Source organism: Salmonella sp. 32100201201700099SM (assembly GCF_017572645.1).
GTDB classification, from domain to species: domain Bacteria; phylum Pseudomonadota; class Gammaproteobacteria; order Enterobacterales; family Enterobacteriaceae; genus Salmonella; species Salmonella enterica.
Genome location: NZ_JAGERQ010000007.1, coordinates 86139 through 106847, shown reverse-complemented (window position 1 = coordinate 106847; position 20709 = coordinate 86139). Strand labels below are relative to the sequence as shown.

The window sequence follows — 20709 nt, the reverse complement described above, 5'->3', positions numbered from 1 at the left end:
GGTCATGAGAGAGAATTCGGGTTATGTTGCAGTTCATTCTCCGACGTTTGGGACTCGTCATCCCCACGTTTATCGGTATTACCCTTCTCACCTTTGCCTTTGTCCACATGATCCCCGGCGATCCGGTGATGATCATGGCGGGTGAGCGAGGTATTTCCCCTGAGCGTCATGCTCAACTGCTGGCTGAACTCGGTCTTGATAAACCGATGTGGCAGCAGTACCTCCATTATATCTGGGGGGTGATGCATGGCGATTTAGGCATCTCGCTGAAAAGCCGAATCCCTGTATGGGACGAGTTTGTGCCTCGCTTTAAAGCGACGCTGGAACTTGGCGTCTGCGCCATGATTTTTGCCGTCGCCGTGGGGATTCCGGTGGGCGTGCTGGCCGCAGTGAAGCGCGGTTCTATCTTCGATCACACTGCCGTTGGCCTGGCGCTGACCGGTTACTCTATGCCTATTTTCTGGTGGGGCATGATGCTGATCATGCTGGTCTCCGTCCACTGGAACCTGACGCCGGTTTCCGGGCGCGTGAGCGATATGGTGTTCCTTGATGATACCAATCCGTTGACTGGCTTTATGCTGATCGACACCGCTATCTGGGGCGAAGAGGGTAACTTTATTGATGCGCTGGCGCATATGATCCTGCCTGCGATGGTGCTCGGCACAATCCCGCTGGCCGTCATTGTGCGTATGACCCGTTCGTCGATGCTGGAAGTGCTGGGGGAGGATTATATCCGTACCGCACGCGCCAAAGGGTTGACCAGGATGCGCGTCATTATCGTCCATGCTCTGCGTAACGCCATGCTGCCAGTCGTCACCGTGATCGGCCTGCAGGTGGGTACGCTGTTGGCGGGCGCGATTCTGACAGAAACTATCTTCTCGTGGCCCGGTCTGGGGCGCTGGCTGATCGATGCGCTGCAACGCCGCGATTATCCGGTAGTGCAGGGCGGCGTGTTACTGGTAGCGACGATGATTATTCTCGTCAACCTGCTGGTAGACCTGCTGTACGGCGTGGTGAACCCGCGTATTCGGCATAAGAAGTAAGGGGCCATCATGTCACAGGTTACTGAAAATAATGTTAATGCCGCACCGGCGCCCATGACGCCATTGCGGGAGTTCTGGCACTATTTCAAACGCAATAAAGGCGCGGTCGTCGGGCTGGCGTATGTTCTCATCGTGATCCTGATTGCGGTGTTTGCCAACTTTATTGCGCCGTACAACCCGGCAGAGCAGTTCCGCGATGCGCTGCTGGCGCCGCCGGTCTGGCAGGAAGGCGGCAGTTGGGCGCATATTCTGGGAACGGATGATGTTGGTCGCGATGTCCTCTCGCGCCTGATGTATGGCGCGCGTTTGTCGCTGCTGGTCGGCTGTCTGGTGGTCGTCCTGTCGCTGGTAATGGGGATTATTCTCGGCCTGGTCGCGGGCTACTTCGGCGGTCTGGTCGATAACATCATCATGCGCGTGGTCGATATTATGCTGGCCCTGCCGAGCCTGCTGCTGGCGCTGGTGCTGGTGGCGATCTTCGGCCCCTCCATCGGCAACGCTGCGCTGGCGTTGACGTTTGTGGCGCTGCCGCACTATGTCCGCTTAACCCGCGCGGCGGTTCTGGTAGAGGTGAACCGCGATTATGTGACTGCCTCCCGCGTGGCGGGCGCAGGCGCGATGCGTCAGATGTTCGTCAATATTTTCCCGAACTGCCTTGCGCCGCTGATCGTTCAGGCATCGCTCGGTTTCTCTAACGCCATTCTCGATATGGCCGCCCTCGGCTTTCTTGGCATGGGCGCGCAGCCGCCAACGCCGGAATGGGGCACCATGCTCTCTGACGTGTTGCAGTTCGCGCAAAGCGCCTGGTGGGTCGTGACCTTCCCGGGGCTGGCGATTCTGCTGACGGTACTGGCATTTAACCTGATGGGTGACGGTCTGCGTGACGCGCTCGATCCCAAACTGAAGCAGTAAGAGGTTCGAGATGGCGTTATTAAATGTAGATCAATTATCGGTGCACTTCGGCGACGAAGGGACACCGTTCAAAGCCGTCGACCGCATTAGCTACAGCGTGAAGCAGGGTGAGGTGGTCGGTATTGTCGGCGAGTCTGGTTCCGGCAAATCCGTCAGCTCGCTGGCGATTATGGGGCTTATCGATTACCCAGGCCGCGTGATGGCGGAAAACCTGCTCTTTAACGGACAGGATCTGAAGCGCATTTCCGAGAAGGAACGTCGCAACCTGGTGGGCGCTGAAGTGGCGATGATTTTCCAGGACCCGATGACCAGCCTCAATCCTTGCTATACCGTTGGCTTTCAGATTATGGAAGCCATCAAGGTACATCAGGGCGGGAACAAGAAAACTCGTCGTCAGCGAGCGATTGACCTGTTGAACCAGGTGGGTATTCCCGATCCGGCTTCTCGTCTGGATGTCTATCCGCACCAGCTTTCTGGCGGCATGAGTCAGCGCGTGATGATTGCGATGGCCATAGCCTGTCGACCAAAGCTGTTAATTGCTGATGAGCCGACCACGGCGCTGGATGTGACCATTCAGGCGCAAATTATTGAGCTGCTGCTGGAGTTGCAGCAAAAAGAGAACATGGCGCTGGTGCTGATTACCCATGACCTGGCGCTGGTGGCGGAAGCGGCGCACAAAATTATCGTCATGTACGCCGGGCAGGTCGTCGAAACCGGCGCTGCGCAGGATATTTTCCGCGCGCCGCGTCATCCCTACACCCAGGCACTGCTACGCGCGTTACCAGAGTTTGCTCAGGACAAAGCGCGTCTGGCGTCGCTGCCGGGTGTGGTGCCGGGGAAATATGACCGACCGACGGGTTGTCTGCTTAACCCGCGCTGCCCCTACGCCACGGACAGATGTCGTGCGGAAGAACCTGCTCTCAACCAACTGGACGATGGACGTCAGTCAAAATGTCATTACCCACTCGATGATGCCGGGAGGCCCACACTATGAGTACGCATGAGGCCACCTTGCAACAGCCGCTGTTGCGGGCTATCGACCTGAAAAAACACTATCCGGTGAAGAAGGGGATCTTTTCTCCGGAACGGCTGGTAAAAGCGCTGGACGGCGTGTCGTTTAATCTCGAACGCGGTAAAACGCTGGCCGTAGTGGGGGAGTCCGGTTGTGGAAAATCCACACTGGGTCGCCTGCTGACGATGATTGAAACGCCAACCGGCGGCGAGCTTTATTACCAGGGGCAGGATCTGCTCAAACACGATCCGCACGCGCAGAAACTGCGGCGGCAGAAAATTCAGATTGTGTTTCAGAACCCCTACGGTTCCCTGAACCCACGCAAGAAAGTGGGGCAAATTCTGGAAGAGCCGTTGCTGATCAATACCAGCCTGAGTAAAGCGCAGCGTCGTGAAAAAGCGCTGGCGATGATGGCGAAGGTGGGGCTGAAAACCGAGCACTACGACCGCTATCCGCATATGTTCTCCGGCGGCCAGCGTCAGCGTATCGCTATCGCCCGTGGTCTGATGCTTGATCCGGACGTAGTGATTGCCGACGAACCGGTCTCCGCGCTCGACGTGTCGGTGCGCGCCCAGGTGCTGAACCTGATGATGGATTTGCAACAGGATATGGGGCTGTCTTATGTCTTTATCTCGCACGACCTGTCGGTGGTGGAACACATCGCCGATGAAGTGATGGTCATGTACTTAGGCCGCTGCGTGGAGAAAGGGACCAAAGAGCAGATTTTTAACAATCCACGTCATCCCTATACCCAGGCGTTGCTCTCCGCCACGCCGCGGCTGAATCCGGACGATCGCCGTGAGCGGATTAAGCTGACCGGCGAGTTGCCGAGTCCGCTGAACCCGCCGCCGGGCTGCGCCTTCAACGCCCGCTGCCGCCGTCGCTTCGGACCCTGCACGCAGTTACAGCCGCAGCTTAAAGAGTACGACGGCCAGTTGGTGGCCTGCTTTGCCGTCGATCAGGATGAAAACCCGCAGAAACCGTTGAGTTAATTGCGTTTTATGCCGGATGGCGGCTGCGCCTTATCAAGCCTACACCGTACCTGTAGGCCTGGTAAGCGTAGCGCCACCGGGCATGGCTCTCCGGTACGACTTAGAGCCTATCCCATTAGGGCTATTTTACTTGCCATTTTGGTCCTGGGCAGCGCTCGCCAAAACGCGTTAGCGTTTTGAACGCCGCTAGCGGCGGCCCGAAGGGCGAGCGTAGCGAGTCAAACCTCACGTACTACGTGTACGCTCCGGTTTTTGCGCGCTGTCCGTGTCCAAACTGGCTGCGCCAATAACGCCTGGTGGGATAGGCTCTTATTCAATCAATTTTAATAACGGCGACAGGCACAACAATATTCCATATAACAGAATAAGCCAGGTTTTCAGGCCGCGTAATTTTTCCAGTTGCGCTACTTTATAAATCAGGAAAAAGGGAATAATACACGCGACAATGCCATAAAGCGGACTGCCTAACTGGAAAAAGACCAATACTGAGACGCGAAACGAAACCCAAATAACCAGAGTAACCACGATAAAGACACAGATTCCAGATGTCAGTAACAGTGGGTTGATGTTTTTGACATCCATAATGCGACTCAACACATTCAGTACAATACCTTTAAGCGCTTCATGAAAACCTAAATAAATACCAAAGAACGCGGTAAGTACGGCAAAAATATTGAGAATGGTAGAGGTAATGTGGATGATATGGCCAGGGATTACCTGAGCTGCCAGTGCAAGAGCGGAAATATTCTGCTCGAACGCTGATACCGCCTCTTCATGGCTAATCGAAAAGGTAAACGAGAACGAGAAAAAGAGAATAATGGCAATCAGCGTAATATAGCTAATGCGATGCGTGCGAATCGCCATCCGGGTGGCCAGCACACGGTCAGGTTCGCGCTTACGATAAGCGATATTCATTGGGTTTAGCACCTGAATGAAGACCGCAGAAAAGAAGCAAAATGGGATAGTGAGCAGTACGTCGCGAAAGAAAACCGATGCGGCGGGAAAGGCGGAAATATTATCAAGATTCCAGTGTGGGATCATCGCAAAACCGAATATCAGGATGATCCCGACTTTTACCACCACCATCGGGCCGGAAATTTTAAATAATAACTTTTCCCCGCCGGAGGCAATCACCACCAACACGGCGAAAATCGCGACTTTATAGATAATAGACTGCGAAAGATCGGCCTCAGTAAGGCCGAAGGTTTTGATATAGGAGGCGCTATCAAACACCACCGACAGGGAGTAAATAAACACCCCGTGGATAATCATAAGAAAATAGATTACACCGAGAAAAACGCCCCAGTTTTTGCCAAGATAGTGACTGATAATATCCGTATAATCGTCACAGGTTTCGCTTTCAGATAACGTTTTTAGATAAATATCCTGCACAATATAGGTAGCGGGATAGGCGATGATAAAAGCGGTAATAAATACCCAGATCCCCTTGAGACCGATTTGCACTGGCATTAAGACGGTACCGGCGCCGATCGCCATACCGATACACAAGAGCACCCAGCCAAAATCATATTTTGTAAACGGTAATCTCGTTGAAAGCGGTGTGGTCGTAGCGTTACTGTTATTTAATGGTAATGTGTCGTCCTGCATAGAGCCCCCTGCCCAAAATATACGCAGCTCTCTCATAAAGAATGCTGCCTATAACCAGGCTATAGTGCCTTGATATCCGATGCGGCAAACCGGTGACAGCGGTTCGCCGAGCAATCGTCAGAATGCTGCTTTTCTGCTGGCGCGTTCAAGGTCATGAATAATATCGTCGGGATCTTCAGGTCCCGCTGAAAGACGGATAAGTTCGTCGGTAATACCTGCTTTTAGCCATTCCTCTGGCGCAACAGGCGAATATGTCATAGACGCAGGATGCTGAACGAGGGTTTCGGTATCACCGGGACTGGCCGCGAGGAGGCATAATTTACAGAATTGAGCGGCTGACTGCCAGCCTCAGAAATGCTGAATGTTAAAAGTAATCGTCTGCGAAGCGTCACGCAGATTGCACGTTAGCGCCGTGCCGGGACGGGGATTTTGCCGTAATATCAGCAGCAAGCCGGGTTTACCCGGTGAGGCGCAATGTTGCGGGGGTTTGATCCCCGGCGGCATAGGTTGCTGGATAGAGAAAACCCCCGCACGTTGACTGGTATAAACCTGGCAACCTGACGGGGGCTAACTTGAACCTCAACACATCAAGGATAGCCGCGAACGGTTGCCATTGCAACAAGGCGGCTATATGACGCTTACGCAGTTGGGCGTGGCCTTCTGGCACGATCTGGCAGCGCCGATCATTGCTGGCATTATCGCCAGTGTGATCGTCAACTGGCTACATGACAGGAAGTAACGCGTTTTGAGCGTCTGTCCGCCGTAATGGCAACATGCGCCCGAACCAGGCCGCAGGGGAAACCTTGCGGCCTTTTTCGGTTTACTGCGGGTAAGGCACCCAGTCGCCGCCATTCAGACGAACGTAGGGCTTACCCTGGTACTGAATCACCACCGCATTAGCGTTTTCTGAAACCGGCGCGGTTTGCGGCAGATTGCTGGTCAGCTTGTTCCAGTTCACACTGTCTTCGGTAAAGAGCTTACCGTCCACGGCGCGTACGACCAGTTCGGAAATCGCCAGGTAGCTGCTCGGCTGGTTAATATCAATCGGCGCGCCCTCATGCGGGGCTTTCATGCCAAAAAATTTCACGCCCGCCGGGACGTTAGTGATGGAGGGGCTGGGAATATCGCGCAGGCCTGAGATCTGCATTCTGTCGCCCTTCAGCGCGCCGCCGTGCTCCGGTACGACCACCACCATCACCTTACGCCCGGATTTCTCCAGTTCGGTAAAGAAGGCGTCCAGTTCATCGAACAGTTTCTGCGCGCGGATTTTATAATCCACCGTTTTGCTGACGCCGGGGAAGTGGTTGCCATCGTGCAGCGGCAGCAGGTTAAAGAAAGTCGCGGAGCGGGAATTGGCTTCACGTTCTTCCCCTGTCAACCAGCGGTTCAGGACCGCCAGATCGTCATATACCGGCGAGCCGTCGAATGACAGAAGGGCGGTTGGCAGGCCGGACTGGTTCATCAGTTCGCTCTGCATACCGCCGTTTTCGCGAACTTCTTTCAGGAAGCCGCCAAATTCACCGTTATGATCCATCATCAGATGCTGAGTAAAGCCCAGTTTCGCCAGATTATCAAACAGATAACATTCGTTATTGGCTGGTTGATAAAGTCGGGTATGCGAAGGTTGACCACAGCTGGCGCGCAGCAGACGAATGGCCGCCGGGCCGCTGTAAGACGTACCGGAATTAAAGTGTTTAAACAAAATGTCAAAGTGCGACCATAGCGGATGTGACATCAGGCCTGCCGCTTCGACATCCGACCAGGAGAGCGAACAAATATTGATGACCAATAAGTCGAACGGCTGCGCATCAGGCGGAAGTTGCGCCGGGAACGTCGTTTTCCGCTTTTCTTCCGCGGCATAGAAGGTGTTCAACCAGGCGTTCAGATTCGCGGTCGTCGGCGGCGCGGTTTGTGCAGGCATATCGCCGATGACCGGCTTATCGCCCGCTGTCGCGACGGTAGCGGCCGCGTTACCGCCAGTTGTCGTCACCGTATCGGTTGGCTGGCCTGCCGGCCACAGCGTAAAAACCGGGCCGGTTAATGTCAGTACATTCAGCCAGACCATGATGGCGACCACAAACACCGTGACCCGAATCCACTGTGATAAAAATAGCCAGGCAACCAGCAGTACGAAGATGGCGCCGATCATTTGCCAGTTAATAAAACGGGCGATCAGATCGAGCAGATAACCGGAGCTGAATTCCGCCACCTGCGTCCCCTGGCTCATAATGCTTTGCGGGCCGGGCAGCCAGGTATCATGCCAGAACAGCGCGAAGCCGACGGGAATGGCAATCCAGTGGCGCAACCGGTGAAGGAGATACTTTGGTATTGGCATGAGCAGAAACGCCATGAATACCAGATTCAGTAAAGGATGAAAATTCAGATAGCCTGCCCACAGCAGGCCAAACTTGACCAGAAAATAGAAGTTCCAGCCGGAAAGACCGCGCCAGTATTGCCAGAGCGGAGAAGGCATTGATGGAGTTTGAGTATGCTGAGTCATTTTTTGTCTGCCTTGACTTTCGTAGCGCGGCGCAGAGTTCCGGCTGGTTTTACATAACGAGGTTTGGCAAATAGCAGCCGGGTCGTATCACTGATACGGCGTAGCGAATGGCGTGCCAGATACCCCAGCAGAAAGAAAATCAGCGCGCAAAAAAGAATAATTTGCACGATATCGCTGATGGTCATCATGATGCACGCTCCGCGGTGTCGTCGAGCAATCGCAGGGGTTCAGGAATACGACGCCAGATGCGGCCATCGTGTTCGGCATTTATTACCGGGTCGGCGCGTTTTGCCAGCGGTAGCGGCGTTCCCCACAGTTCCGGCGACAATAAGCGCATCTGCACCAGCTCGGCGCTGATTTGTTTATCTTCGAACCAGACCATACGATTAGAGAAAATATCGCCCGTCGGCAAAGGGAAAATATGGTTTAACGCGGTATCCAGATCGTTGACCCGGCAAAATGATAAAAACAGCACCAGACGGTTGCCGCCGATGGTCATAATATCGCCGGTTCGGTTTGGCCGACATAATGTTAACGCCTGTTCAACCCGAATGCCCGGCACCGGGCGCAGTGCGACCAGAACGCCTTTCCCGTCGGCGGGGAGCAGGGTGTTGCTCATCATCGTATGGATGGAATCGCAGAAGGTATCCCACGGCTGAAAACCGCGCAGTTTCAACGGCTGCGTCATCGACAGTAGCGTGGTGATGTCTTCCGGTACGTAACGGCTGAACTGCTGCCCCTGCACGCTTTCAATAAGCGTCAGACAGCGTGAAAGCGGGGCGTTCCAGGGAATGATCATATTCGCGCCGCAGCCCAGCAGCAGGCGCTCATCGGTGGCGCGCAAACTGGCGATATTTTCGCGCACGACAATTTTCAGCGCGCTTCCCCGCTGGCGTCGCAAAGTATGAATGCGACGAGCAAGCGGCTCGATTTGGTTGTTCTGTGTAAGCGAAAAAATAATTGTCGCGGCCTGCGCCGTGCGCGCGTCGTTGAATAGCGCTTCGTTATTGTCGAAAAGCGTCCAGTGTTCCGAGAGCGGCGGCGCGCCTTCAAGGACGGCGACGTGGCTAAGAATGCGTTTTTCGTCGCTACGCGGCTGAATTGCCGTCTCCTCCTGATGGGATAGCGTCCAGCGTTCGTCCTGCTGACATAGCAATAACTGCTGTCGGGCGCTGACGCCTTTTTCGTTACACCAGAAGGCAATATCGAACAAATGTTGGTCGCCCTGAAAACGTAAACTGGCGAGGCCGAAAAGTGAGCGATACTCGCCCATCAACAACGAGGACTGTTTATCACTATTATTACAAGGGTTAATAACCAACAATGAACAGTGATGAAAACGAGTCCATTTATTCATTTTTTCCAGCCATTTATGCAGGCTTTCTGACGTTATATTCCGCCACGTGTTATTTGCACAAATAAGAATGAAAAAGTAATGCGTCGGGTTAACAGAACAAAGCAAATCGTGGGGCAAAGAGTATAGCCCTTTTTCTGAATCCGGCATGGTAAATAAGCGGATTTTCTCCGGACCGTGAGATTCATCTAATTTGATTACTTTGCCAGGATCGCCTTCCATGCCGATGACGGCGACATTTGCATTCTCCGTTTGTGACGCAATCGTTTGATTCACCAGGCTGATGGCATCTTGCTGGCGATCGGCGTTAACCCACCAGACGCCGCCGGTTGGCATATGGCGCAGTTCATCCCATAATGATGAGATGCCGAGAGAAAATACGGGGTCCACAGTGTCCCTCATGTCACTATTTTAACTGTTTATCAGTTTACTAGCGAAAGCACAGAAATAAACCTAACATTGAAATTAAAACGCATCAGATTTAGCATGTGAATCAATTTTTCCGGCAGGATGCCCTGTAACTCTGCGCTTTGCATTTTTACACATTATAAATGATGTCACGGAAAGATGAAAAATGCGCGTTCTCCCGTATTGACGACGGGGCGTAATGCTGCCAGTGAGAAATATTTAAAAAGGAGCAACCAGAATGTATAACAATGAACCTGGCGCTCAGTCCGATCCAACGTTGGGCTACACTTTTCAAAATGATTTTCTGGCATTAAGCCAGGCGTTTTCACTACCCGAAATAGATTACACCGATATTTCCCAACGCGAACAGTTGGCGGCGGCGATTAAAAGATGGCCACTCCTGGCTGAATTTGCGCAACCACATTCATTAAGGAAGCCATGAATGGCGATTCTGGGACTGCAGGGCGTGCGCGGCGGGGTGGGAACCACATCTCTCACCGCAGCACTCGCCTGGGCGTTACAAATCTTAGGGGAAAATGTCCTGGTGATTGACGCCAGCCCCGATAACCTGCTGCGCATGTCGTTTAACGTCGACTTCGTCCATCAGGGCGGTTGGGCGCGATCGTTGCTGGACGGCCAGGACTGGCGCGATGCCGGATTACGTTATACCTCGCAGCTTGATCTACTGCCGTTTGGACAGCTCACCGAGCAAGAGCGGGAAAATCCGCAGGCCTGGCAGGAGACGCTGGGAGAGATCGGATCGGCTATCCAGGCGTTGAAAGCGAGCGGGCGTTATAGCTGGATTTTACTGGACTTGCCCTACGGCGCGTCACCGCTGACACGGCAACTGGTGAGCCTCTGCGACCATACGCTGGCGATAGCCCAGGTTGACGCTAACTGCCATATTCGCCTTCATCAGCAGGCGTTGCCTGCCGGAGCGCATATTCTGATCAATGACTTACGCATTGGCAGCCAGTTACAGGACGACCTGTACCAGGTTTGGCTGCAAAGCCAGCGCCGGTTGCTGCCTATTGTGATCCATCGCGATGAAGCGATGGCGGAGTGCATGGCGTCGAAACAACCGTTAGGCGAATATCGCAGCGATTCGTTAGCCGCCGAAGAGGTGTTAACGCTGGCGAACTGGTGCCTGCTGCATGATGCGGGCGACAAAACGTCCGCCGGGAGCCCGCGATGAGCGCCCTTTCCCGGTGGCTGCTTATCCCGCCGGTTAGCGCGCGTTTGAACGAGCGCTATCAGGGTTACCGCCGCCACGGCGCGTCGCCGTTTAGCGCAGCGCTCGGCTGCATGTGGATGATTCTGGCGTGGATAGTGTTTCCGCTTGAGCATCCGCGCTGGCAGCGTATTCGCGACGGGCATAAAGCGCTTTATCCGCATATTAACGCCGCCTGCCCGCGCCCGCTGGACCCGGCCCGTTACCTCATTCAGACCCTCTGGCTGGTGATGATCTCGTCGGCTAAAGAACGTCATGAACCGCGCTGGCGGTCATTTGCGCGCCTGAAGGACGTTCGTGGACGTTACCATCAATGGATGGATACCTTACCGGAACGGGTGCGCCAAAAGACAACGCATCTGGAAAAGGAAAAAGAGCTGGGACATCTTAGCAACGGCGCCCGGCGTTTTATTCTGGGCGTTATCGTGACCTTTTCACTGATACTGGCGCTGATCTGTATTACGCAGCCATTTAACCCGCTATCGCAATTTATCTTTCTGCTGTTGCTGTGGGGCGTTGCGCTGTTGGTACGACGTATGCCGGGACGCTTTTCCGCGCTGATGCTCATCGTGCTGTCGTTAACGGTCTCCTGTCGTTATATCTGGTGGCGCTATACCTCGACGCTAAATTGGGACGACCCGGTCAGTCTGGTGTGCGGGCTGATTCTGCTGTTTGCGGAAACCTACGCCTGGATTGTGCTGGTGCTGGGGTACTTCCAGGTGGTGTAGCCGTTAAATCGTCAACCGGTGCCGTTGCCGAAAGAAATGTCGCAGTGGCCGACGGTGGATATTTTTGTACCGACCTATAACGAAGACCTTAATGTGGTCAAAAATACCATTTACGCTTCGCTTGGCATTGACTGGCCGAAGGACAAGCTGAATATCTGGATCCTTGATGACGGCGGGCGCGAATCATTTCGTCAGTTTGCCCGGCATGTTGGCGTGCATTACATTGCCCGCGCCACGCATGAACACGCCAAAGCCGGCAACATCAACAATGCGCTAAAACACGCGAAAGGCGAGTTTGTGGCGATCTTCGATTGCGACCATGTGCCGACGCGCTCGTTTCTGCAAATGACAATGGGCTGGTTCCTGAAAGAAAAACAGCTGGCGATGATGCAGACGCCGCATCATTTCTTCTCCCCGGACCCGTTTGAGCGCAACCTGGGACGTTTTCGTAAAACGCCTAACGAAGGCACGCTGTTTTACGGACTGGTGCAGGATGGTAACGATATGTGGGACGCCACTTTCTTTTGCGGATCGTGCGCGGTGATTCGCCGTAAGCCGCTGGATGAGATTGGCGGTATCGCCGTTGAGACGGTGACGGAAGATGCGCATACTTCGCTCCGGCTGCACCGGCGAGGTTATACCTCAGCGTATATGCGCATTCCGCAGGCGGCGGGGCTGGCGACGGAAAGCCTGTCGGCGCATATCGGGCAGCGTATTCGTTGGGCGCGGGGCATGGTGCAAATTTTCCGCCTCGATAACCCTCTGTTTGGTAAAGGCTTAAAACTGGCGCAGCGGCTGTGCTACCTCAACGCGATGTTCCATTTCTTGTCCGGCATTCCGCGCCTGATCTTTCTGACCGCGCCGCTGGCTTTTCTGCTGCTGCACGCCTATATCATTTATGCGCCTGCGTTGATGATTGCGCTATTTGTGATACCGCACATGGTCCACGCCAGCCTGACTAACTCGAAGATTCAGGGCAAGTATCGTCACTCTTTCTGGAGTGAAATCTATGAAACGGTACTGGCATGGTATATCGCACCGCCGACTCTGGTCGCGTTGATCAATCCGCACAAAGGGAAATTTAACGTCACGGCGAAAGGCGGGCTGGTGGAAGAGAAGTACGTCGACTGGGTAATCTCGCGTCCGTATATCTTCCTTGTCTTGCTTAACCTGCTCGGCGTGGCGGCGGGCGTATGGCGATACTATTACGGGCCGGAAAATGAAACGCTGACCGTCATCGTTAGCCTGGTGTGGGTCTTCTACAACCTGGTCATTCTCGGCGGCGCGGTTGCGGTTTCGGTAGAGAGTAAACAGGTCAGGCGCGCGCATCGGGTCGAGATTGCCATGCCGGGGGCCATCGCCCGCGAAGATGGACATTTGTTCTCCTGTACCGTACATGACTTCTCCGACGGCGGGTTAGGCATCAAGATCAACGGTCAGGCGCAGGTGCTGGAAGGGCAGAAAGTGAATCTGTTGCTTAAACGCGGGCAGCAGGAATATGTCTTTCCAACGCAGGTGGTGCGCGTAACGGGCAATGAGGTCGGGCTGCAACTGATGCCGCTCACCACCAAACAACATATTGATTTTGTGCAGTGTACCTTCGCGCGCGCCGATACGTGGGCGCTTTGGCAAGATAGCTTCCCGGAAGATAAACCGCTGGAAAGCTTGCTGGATATTCTGAAGCTGGGCTTCCGCGGATATCGCCACCTCGCGGAATTCGCGCCGCCTTCAGTAAAAGTAATTTTCCGATCGTTGACGGCGTTAATTGCCTGGATTGTATCGTTTATTCCGCGTCGCCCGGAGCGGCAAGCGGCGATACAGCCGTCGGATCGGGTTATGGCTCAGGCTCAACAATGATGATAATGCGATGAAAAGAAAATTGTCCTGGATGTGTGCGGCGGTAATAGGATTAAGCGCGTTTCCTGCTTTCATGACGGCGGCGGCGCCTGCGATGCCGCCATTGATCAATGCTGAACCCACCGAGCCTGCGCAGTCGCTCGTAACTGAGGCGCCCGTCGTGGCGCAGACCGCGCCTTCGCGCGAGGTCAAGCTGACCTTTGCGCAAATCGCGCCGCCGCCGGGCAGTATGGCGCTGCGTGGCGTTAACCCTAACGGCGGCATTGAATTTGGTATGCGCAGCGATGAAGTGGCGTCGAAAGCGGTGTTGAATCTGGAATATACGCCCTCGCCGTCGCTCCTGCCGGTTCAGTCGCAGCTCAAGGTTTATCTCAATGATGAACTGATGGGCGTACTGCCGGTGACAAAAGAGCAGTTGGGGAAAAAGACGCTGGCGCAGGTACCTATCAATCCGCTATTTATCACCGACTTTAACCGGGTGCGGCTGGAGTTTGTCGGCCACTATCGCGACGTGTGTGAAAACCCGGCCAGCAGTACTCTGTGGTTAGACATCGGGCGAAATAGCGCCCTGGATCTGACCTATAACATGCTGGCGGTGAATAACGATCTGTCCCACTTCCCGGTGCCGTTTTTCGATCCGCGGGATAACCGTCCGGTGACGTTGCCGATAGTGTTTGCTGACATGCCGGATCTGGCGCAGCAGCAGGCGGCTTCTATTGTCGCGTCCTGGTTTGGCTCGCGGGCGGACTGGCGCGGTCAGCGCTTCCCGGTGTTGTATAATCACCTGCCGGATCGCAATGCGATCGTGTTCGCCACCAACGATCGACGCCCAGATTTCCTGCGCGATCATCCTGCGGTTAACGCGCCGGTTATCGAGATGATGAACCATCCGGATAATCCGTATGTGAAGTTGCTGGTCGTGTTTGGTCGAGATGATAAAGACCTGTTGCAGGCGGCAAAAGGTATCGCGCAAGGGAATATTCTCTTCCGTGGTTCCAGCGTGGTGGTCAACGATGTAAAACCGCTGCTGGCGCGCAAACCGTATGATGCGCCGAACTGGGTGCGTACCGATCGCCCGGTCACTTTTGGCGAGCTGAAAACCTATGAAGAGCAGCTCCAGTCGAGTGGGCTGGAGCCGGCACCCATCAACGTTTCTTTGAATCTGCCGCCGGACCTCTATTTGCTGCGTAGCAACGGTATTGATATGGATCTCAACTACCGTTATACCTCGCCGCCGACCAAAGACAGTTCGCGGCTGGATATCAGTCTGAATAACCAGTTCCTGCAAGCCTTTAGCCTTAACAGCACGCAGGAAACTAATCGACTCCTGTTGCGCCTGCCGGTACTTCAGGGACTGCTGGATGGTAAAACGGATGTGTCTATTCCGGCGCTCAAACTGGGGGCGATGAACCAACTACGTTTTGACTTCCGCTACATGAATCCGATGCCGGGCGGGTCGGTGGACAACTGTATTACCTTCCAGCCGGTACCGAATCATGTGGTGATAGGGGATGACTCCACTATCGATTTTTCGAAATATTACCACTTTATCGCGATGCCGGATTTACGCGCGTTCGCCAATGCGGGTTTCCCGTTCAGCCGGATGGCCGACCTGTCTGACACGCTGGCGGTGATGCCGAAGACCCCAACCGAAGCGCAAATGGAAACGCTGCTGAATACGGTCGGCGCCATTGGCGGGCAGACCGGTTTCCCGGCAATTAATCTGACAATCACCGATGATAGCGCTCAGATAGCCGACAAAGACGCCGATCTGCTGATTATTGGCGCTATTCCGGGCAAGCTAAAAGACGATAAGCGTATCGATCTGTTGGTGCAGGCGACACAAAGCTGGGTAAAAACCCCGATGCGGCAGACCGCTTTCCCGTCGATTATGCCGGATGAGGCCGATCGCGCGGCGGATGCGCAGTCCACCGTCACCGCCAGCGGCCCGATGGCGGCGGTGGTGGGCTTCCAGTCGCCGTTTAATGATCAGCGCAGCGTGATTGCTCTGCTGGCTGACAGCCCGCGCGGCTACCAGCTACTGAACGACGCCGTGAACGACAGCGGTAAACGTGCCGCGATGTTTGGTTCCGTGGCGGTGATCCGCGAGTCCGGCGTTCACAGTCTGCGCGTTGGCGATATCTATTACGTCGGACATCTGCCGTGGTTTGAGCGGCTGTGGTATGCGCTGGCGAATCACCCGGTGCTGCTGGCGGTACTGGCGGCCCTCAGTGTGGTATTACTGGCGTGGGTATTGTGGCGTCTGCTACGTATTCTCAGTCGCCGTCGTCTCGACCCTGACCATGAGTAACGCATGATGACTATGCTGCGCGGATGGATAACGATGATCGTCATGCTGACGACAATAAATGCGCAGGCGGCCTGTAGCTGGCCTGCGTGGGAACAGTTCAAGAAAGATTACATTAGCCAGCAGGGACGCGTTATCGATCCGGGCGATGCGCGAAAAATTACCACCTCCGAAGGGCAAAGCTACGCCATGTTCTTTGCCCTGGCAGCGAACGATCGACCGGCGTTCGCGCAACTGTTTAACTGGACGCAAAACAATCTGGCGCAGGGATCGCTGCGTGAACATCTGCCCGCCTGGCTGTGGGGGCAAAAAGATCCCGACACCTGGTCGGTGCTGGACAGCAACTCCGCGTCCGACGGCGATATCTGGATGGCATGGTCGCTGCTGGAAGCCGGTCGTCTGTGGAAAGAGACGCGTTATACCGAGGTGGGCACGGCGTTGCTAAAACGCATCGCTCGCGAAGAGGTCGTGAATGTGCCGGGGCTGGGCTCAATGCTGCTACCTGGCAAAATCGGCTTTGCCGAGGCGAATAGCTGGCGTTTTAACCCAAGCTATCTGCCGCCGCAGTTGGCGCAATACTTTAGCCGTTTTGGCGCGCCGTGGTCGACGCTACGGGAAACCAATTTGCGGCTTTTGCTGGAAACCGCGCCGAAAGGTTTCTCGCCGGACTGGGTGCGTTATGAAAGCAAGCAAGGCTGGCAGTTGAAAGCGGAAAAGACGCTGATCAGTAGCTACGATGCGATTCGCGTCTATTTATGGGCGGGAATGATGCATGATGGCGATCCGCAAAAAGCGCGTTTACTGGCGCGATTTAAACCGATGGCGACGTTAACGATGAAAAACGGCGTTCCACCGGAGAAAGTGGATGTCGTCAGCGGGAACGCGCAAGGGACGGGGCCGGTCGGGTTTTCCGCCGCCTTACTGCCTTTCCTGCAAAATCGCGACGCCCAGGCCGTGCAGCGACAGCGGGTCACAGACCATTTTCCTGGCAGCGATGCCTATTACAACTATGTGCTGACTCTCTTTGGCCAAGGCTGGGATCAGCACCGTTTTCGCTTCACCGTCAAAGGTGAATTATTACCTGACTGGGGCCAGGAATGCGTAAGTTCACGTTAAGTCTCATGCACGCTTTTTTGCCGGCTGGCGGTCGAAACGCCTTACCTGGCAAAAGGGGCGTTTCTCGGGCATTGTTGGGTTTATCGCTTGGTATGGCGCTAACACCGCTTGCCGGCGCAGCGACCTCCGCGCAGCGACAGTTGCTGGAGCAGGTTCGGCTGGGCGAGGCCACGCACCGTGAGGACTTAGTCCGTCAGTCGCTCTATCGCCTGGAGCTGATCGACCCCAATGATCCACAGGTTATCGCTGCCCGTTTCCGCTATCTGTTGCGCCAGGGGGACAGCGACGGGGCGCAGAAGCTACTTGACCGGCTGGCGCAACTGGCGCCGGAGTCGACGGCGTATCAATCTTCCCGCACCGCGATGCTGCTCTCCACGCCACAAGGACGCCAGTCTTTGCAGGAGGCGCGTTTACTGGCGACGACCGGTCATACTGAACAAGCGATCGCCAGCTACGACAAGCTGTTTAAAGGTTATCCGCCGGAGGGCGAACTGGCGGTCGAATACTGGACGACCGTGGCGAAATTGCCCGCCCGCCGTCACGAAGCGATTAACCAGCTACAGAAAATCAATGCCGTCAGTCCGGGTAATAACGCTCTGCAAAATGCGCTGGCGCAACTGTTGTTCGCCAGCGGGCGGCGCGATGAGGGATTCGCGGTGCTAAAACAGATGGCGAAATCCAGTACGGGACGCAGCGCGGCCTCCGCCATCTGGTACCAGCAGATAAAAGATCTCCCGGTTAGCGACGCCAGCGTAAAAGCGTTGCAAGTCTATCTGACGCAGTTTAGCGAAGGCGATAGCGTGTCTGCCGCCCGCGCCCAGCTTAGCGAGCAGCAAAAACAGTTAGCCGATCCGGCGTTCCGCGCGCGCTCGCAGGGCATCGCGGCGGTTAATGCCGGAGAAGGCGGTAAGGCCATTGCGCAATTGCAGCAGGCGGTGAGCGCCCGGCAGGACGACAGCGAGGCGGTCGGCGCGCTGGGGCAGGCATACTCACAGCGTGGCGATCGCGCCCGCGCCGTCGCGCAGTTTGAAAAGGCGCTGGCGATGGCGCCGCACAGCAGCAGCCGCGATAAGTGGGAGAGTCTGCTGAAGGTCAATCGCTACTGGCTGTTAATTCAGCAGGGCGACGCGGCCTTAAAAGCGAATAATCTGGCCCAGGCGGAGCGTTTCTATCAGCAGGCGCGAGCGGTGGATAACACCGACAGCTACGCGGTGCTGGGGCTGGGGGATGTGGCGATGGCGCGCAAAGATAATGCCGCCGCCGAACGTTATTATCAGCAGACGCTGCGTATGGATAGCGGTAATACCAATGCTGTACGCGGGCTGGCGAATCTTTATCGCCAGCAGTCGCCGCAAAAAGCCGCCGCGTTTATCGCTTCTCTTTCCGCCAGCCAGCGGCGCAGTATCGACGATATCGAACGCAGTCTGGAAAATGACCGTCTGGCGCAGCAGGCGGAAACGCTGGAAAGCGAGGGCAAATGGGCGCAGGCCGCAGAACTGCACCGTCGTCGGCTGGCATTAGATCCGGGGAGCGTGTGGGTGACGTACCGACTGTCACGCGATCTGTGGCAGGCCGGGCAGCACGCCCAGGCCGATGCGCAAATGCGCTCTCTGGCGCAGCAGAAGCCAAACGATCCGGAACAGGTCTATGCTTATGGGCTTTATCTTTCCGGCAGCGATCGGGACCGGGCGGCGCTGGCGCATCTCAATACCCTACCGACCAGCCAGTGGAACAGCAATATTCAGGAACTGGCGGGCCGATTGCAAAGTAACCAGGTGCTGGAAAGCGCTAACCGTTTGCGTGATAGCGGCAAAGAACGCGAAGCGGAAGCGTTGTTACGTCAGCAGCCGCCCTCTACGCGCATTGCGTTAACGTTGGCGGACTGGGCGCAGCAGCGTGGCGATAATGCGGCGGCCCGCGCCGCTTATGACGCCGTTCTGGCGCGGGAACCGGGTAATGTCGATGCCATGCTGGGGCGGTTGGAAATCGACATCGCACAGGGCGATAACGCCGCGGCGCGCGCTCAACTGGCGGCGCTGCCTGCGTCGCAAATCACCTCTATTAACATGCAGCGCCGCGTCGCGCTGGCGCAGCTCCAGCTTGGCGATATTACGGCGGCGGCGCGGACCTTTAACCGCATTACGCCGCAGGCAAAAGCACAGCCGCCATCAATGGAAAGCGCGATGGTATTGCGTGACGCCGCCGCTTTTCAGGCGCAAACGGGCGAGCCGCAGCGGGCGCTGGAGACCTACAAAGAGGCAATGGTCGCCGCGGCGATTACGCCGGTTCTTCCCCAGGATAACGATACCTTTACCCGCCTGACGCGCAATGATGAAAAAGATGACTGGCTAAAACGCGGCGTGCGTAGCGATGCGGCGGAGTTGTACCGTCAGCAGGATCTCAATGTCACGTTGGCGCACGATTATTGGGGGTCGAGCGGGACTGGCGGCTACTCCGATCTGAAGGCGCATACCACGATGCTTCAGGTGGATGCGCCCTGGTCGGACGGACGGGCGTTCTTTCGTACTGATATGGTGAATATGGATGTTGGCCGCTTCTCTACGGATGCGGATGGAAAATACGATAATAACTGGGGTACCTGTACGCTGGAGAAATGCAGCGGACATCGTAGCCAGGCCGATACGGGCGCGAGCGTGGCGGTCGGCTGGCAGAATGAGACCTGGCGCTGGGATATCGGCACGACGCCGATGGGCTTTAATGTCGTTGATGTGGTCGGCGGCGTCAGCTATAGCGACGATATCGGGCCGTTGGGTTATACCCTGAACGCGCATCGTCGCCCGATCTCCAGCTCGCTGCTGGCGTTTGGCGGGCAAAAGGACGCCAGCAGCAATACCGGCACCAAATGGGGCGGCGTGCGGGCCAACGGCGGCGGCGTCAGTCTCAGCTATGATAAAGGCGAAGCAAACGGTGTCTGGGCGTCGCTCAGCGGCGACCAGTTGAGCGGTAAAAATGTAGAAGATAACTGGCGCGTGCGCTGGATGACCGGTTATTACTATAAGGTGATTAACGAGAATAACCGCCGCGTTACCGTCGGGCTGAATAACATGATCTGGCATTACGACAAAGATTTGAGCGGTTATTCGCTGGGTCAGGGCGGTTATTATAGCCCGCAGGAATACCTGTCGTTTGCGGTGCCGGTGATGTGGCGGCAGCGTACGGAAAACTGGTCGTGGGAGCTAGGCGGCTCGGTATCCTGGTCGCACTCCCGCACCCGTACCATGCCGCGTTATCCGCTGATGAATTTGATTCCGGCGGATTATCAGGAGGATGCGCGTGACCAGACCAACGGCGGAGGCAGCAGCCAGGGATTTGGCTATACCGCGCGGGCGCTCATTGAACGCCGGGTTACTGCCAACTGGTTTGTGGGTACGGCTGTCGATATTCAGCAGGCGAAAGATTATACCCCCAGTCATCTGCTGCTGTATGTCCGTTATTCCGCGGCAGGCTGGCAGGGGGATATGGATTTACCGCCGCAGCCTCTGGTGCCTTACGCTGACTGGTAATCATTGCGTCAGGCCTACGTATTGACAGGCGTCGTAGGCCTGAGAAGCGCAGCGCCATCAGACGCTATCATTAACCGTTATTCAGAAAAGTCCTTTTCAGATACAGCCTCTCTTAA

The 20709-nt window shown here is 55.7% G+C and carries 14 protein-coding genes and 2 pseudogenes; 11 read left to right on the top strand and 5 right to left on the bottom strand.

Annotated features, from left to right (window positions below; genetic code table 11):
* The first annotated feature begins 23 nt into the window (after positions 1-23).
* Genes dppB through dppF form a run of 4 tightly spaced genes read left to right on the top strand, consistent with a single transcriptional unit; the run spans position 24 to position 3959 of the window.
* Positions 24-1043 carry a dipeptide ABC transporter permease DppB gene (dppB, locus tag J4685_RS13070; protein WP_000938843.1) on the top strand — a complete coding sequence of 340 codons (1020 nt, stop codon included), beginning with the start codon at positions 24-26 and terminating at the stop codon, positions 1041-1043.
* 9 nt (positions 1044-1052) lie between these two features.
* On the top strand, positions 1053-1955 hold the full coding sequence (gene dppC, locus J4685_RS13065) for a dipeptide ABC transporter permease DppC (RefSeq protein ID WP_000084690.1): 903 nt from the start codon (positions 1053-1055) through the stop codon (positions 1953-1955).
* Between the two features lie 10 nt (positions 1956-1965).
* Positions 1966-2949 (top strand): dipeptide ABC transporter ATP-binding protein, encoded by a 984-nt coding sequence (gene dppD / locus J4685_RS13060; RefSeq protein WP_001196509.1) that lies wholly within the window; start codon positions 1966-1968, stop codon positions 2947-2949.
* Positions 2946-3959, top strand: a complete 1014-nt coding sequence (dppF, locus tag J4685_RS13055) for a dipeptide ABC transporter ATP-binding subunit DppF (RefSeq protein ID WP_000103561.1) — start codon at positions 2946-2948, stop codon at positions 3957-3959. Before dppD ends, dppF begins: the two co-directional genes overlap by 4 nt.
* Positions 3960-4268: 309 nt before the next feature.
* On the opposite strand, the gene J4685_RS13050 is transcribed toward dppF, so the two are convergent.
* Positions 4269-5567 carry an aromatic amino acid transport family protein gene (locus tag J4685_RS13050; protein WP_001150178.1) on the bottom strand — a complete coding sequence of 433 codons (1299 nt, stop codon included), beginning with the start codon at positions 5565-5567 and terminating at the stop codon, positions 4269-4271.
* Between the two features lie 117 nt (positions 5568-5684).
* A pseudogene (locus J4685_RS13045) lies at positions 5685-5905 on the bottom strand (PLP-dependent transferase); the annotation flags it as partial.
* 293 nt (positions 5906-6198) lie between these two features.
* Between J4685_RS13045 and J4685_RS13040 the strand changes: the two are divergent.
* Positions 6199-6306: a type I toxin-antitoxin system toxin Ldr family protein gene (locus J4685_RS13040; RefSeq protein ID WP_016504975.1), complete on the top strand. Its 108-nt coding sequence runs from the start codon at positions 6199-6201 to the stop codon at positions 6304-6306.
* An 81-nt stretch (positions 6307-6387) separates the two neighbouring features.
* Here J4685_RS13040 and bcsG read toward each other — a convergent pair whose 3' ends face one another.
* From bcsG to bcsE, 3 genes are read right to left on the bottom strand one after another with little or no spacing between them, the layout of a single operon-like run.
* Positions 6388-8067, bottom strand: coding sequence for a cellulose biosynthesis protein BcsG (bcsG, locus tag J4685_RS13035; RefSeq protein WP_000192008.1), 1680 nt, complete (start codon positions 8065-8067; stop codon positions 6388-6390).
* The gene (gene bcsF / locus J4685_RS13030) at positions 8064-8255 is read right to left on the bottom strand and encodes a cellulose biosynthesis protein BcsF (protein WP_000988319.1); all 192 of its coding nucleotides are present in this window, start codon (positions 8253-8255) and stop codon (positions 8064-8066) included. The genes bcsG and bcsF overlap by 4 nt, the downstream gene beginning before the upstream one ends.
* Positions 8252-9823 carry a cellulose biosynthesis c-di-GMP-binding protein BcsE gene (gene bcsE / locus J4685_RS13025; protein WP_001205772.1) on the bottom strand — a complete coding sequence of 524 codons (1572 nt, stop codon included), beginning with the start codon at positions 9821-9823 and terminating at the stop codon, positions 8252-8254. The genes bcsF and bcsE overlap by 4 nt, the downstream gene beginning before the upstream one ends.
* A gap of 244 nt (positions 9824-10067) precedes the next feature.
* On the opposite strand from bcsE, the gene bcsR reads away from it, so the two are divergent.
* From bcsR to bcsC, 6 genes and pseudogenes are all read left to right on the top strand, one after another.
* Positions 10068-10271, top strand: coding sequence for a cellulose biosynthesis protein BcsR (gene bcsR / locus J4685_RS13020; protein ID WP_000282616.1), 204 nt, complete (start codon positions 10068-10070; stop codon positions 10269-10271).
* Positions 10272-11024 carry a cellulose biosynthesis protein BcsQ gene (bcsQ, locus tag J4685_RS13015; RefSeq protein ID WP_000996129.1) on the top strand — a complete coding sequence of 251 codons (753 nt, stop codon included), beginning with the start codon at positions 10272-10274 and terminating at the stop codon, positions 11022-11024. It abuts the gene before it with no gap.
* Positions 11021-13645 (top strand): annotated as a pseudogene (gene bcsA / locus J4685_RS13010) (UDP-forming cellulose synthase catalytic subunit). Before bcsQ ends, bcsA begins: the two are co-directional and overlap by 4 nt.
* Before the next feature lie 10 nt (positions 13646-13655).
* The gene (bcsB, locus tag J4685_RS13005) at positions 13656-15956 is read left to right on the top strand and encodes a cellulose biosynthesis cyclic di-GMP-binding regulatory protein BcsB (protein ID WP_000823801.1); all 2301 of its coding nucleotides are present in this window, start codon (positions 13656-13658) and stop codon (positions 15954-15956) included.
* A gap of 3 nt (positions 15957-15959) precedes the next feature.
* On the top strand, positions 15960-17069 hold the full coding sequence (gene bcsZ, locus J4685_RS13000) for a cellulose synthase complex periplasmic endoglucanase BcsZ (RefSeq protein ID WP_000988808.1): 1110 nt from the start codon (positions 15960-15962) through the stop codon (positions 17067-17069).
* A complete protein-coding gene (gene bcsC, locus J4685_RS12995) occupies positions 17051-20593 on the top strand; it encodes a cellulose synthase complex outer membrane protein BcsC (RefSeq protein ID WP_001225214.1) in 3543 nt (1180 codons plus the stop codon). Before bcsZ ends, bcsC begins: the two co-directional genes overlap by 19 nt.
* The last annotated feature ends 116 nt before the right edge of the window (positions 20594-20709 follow it).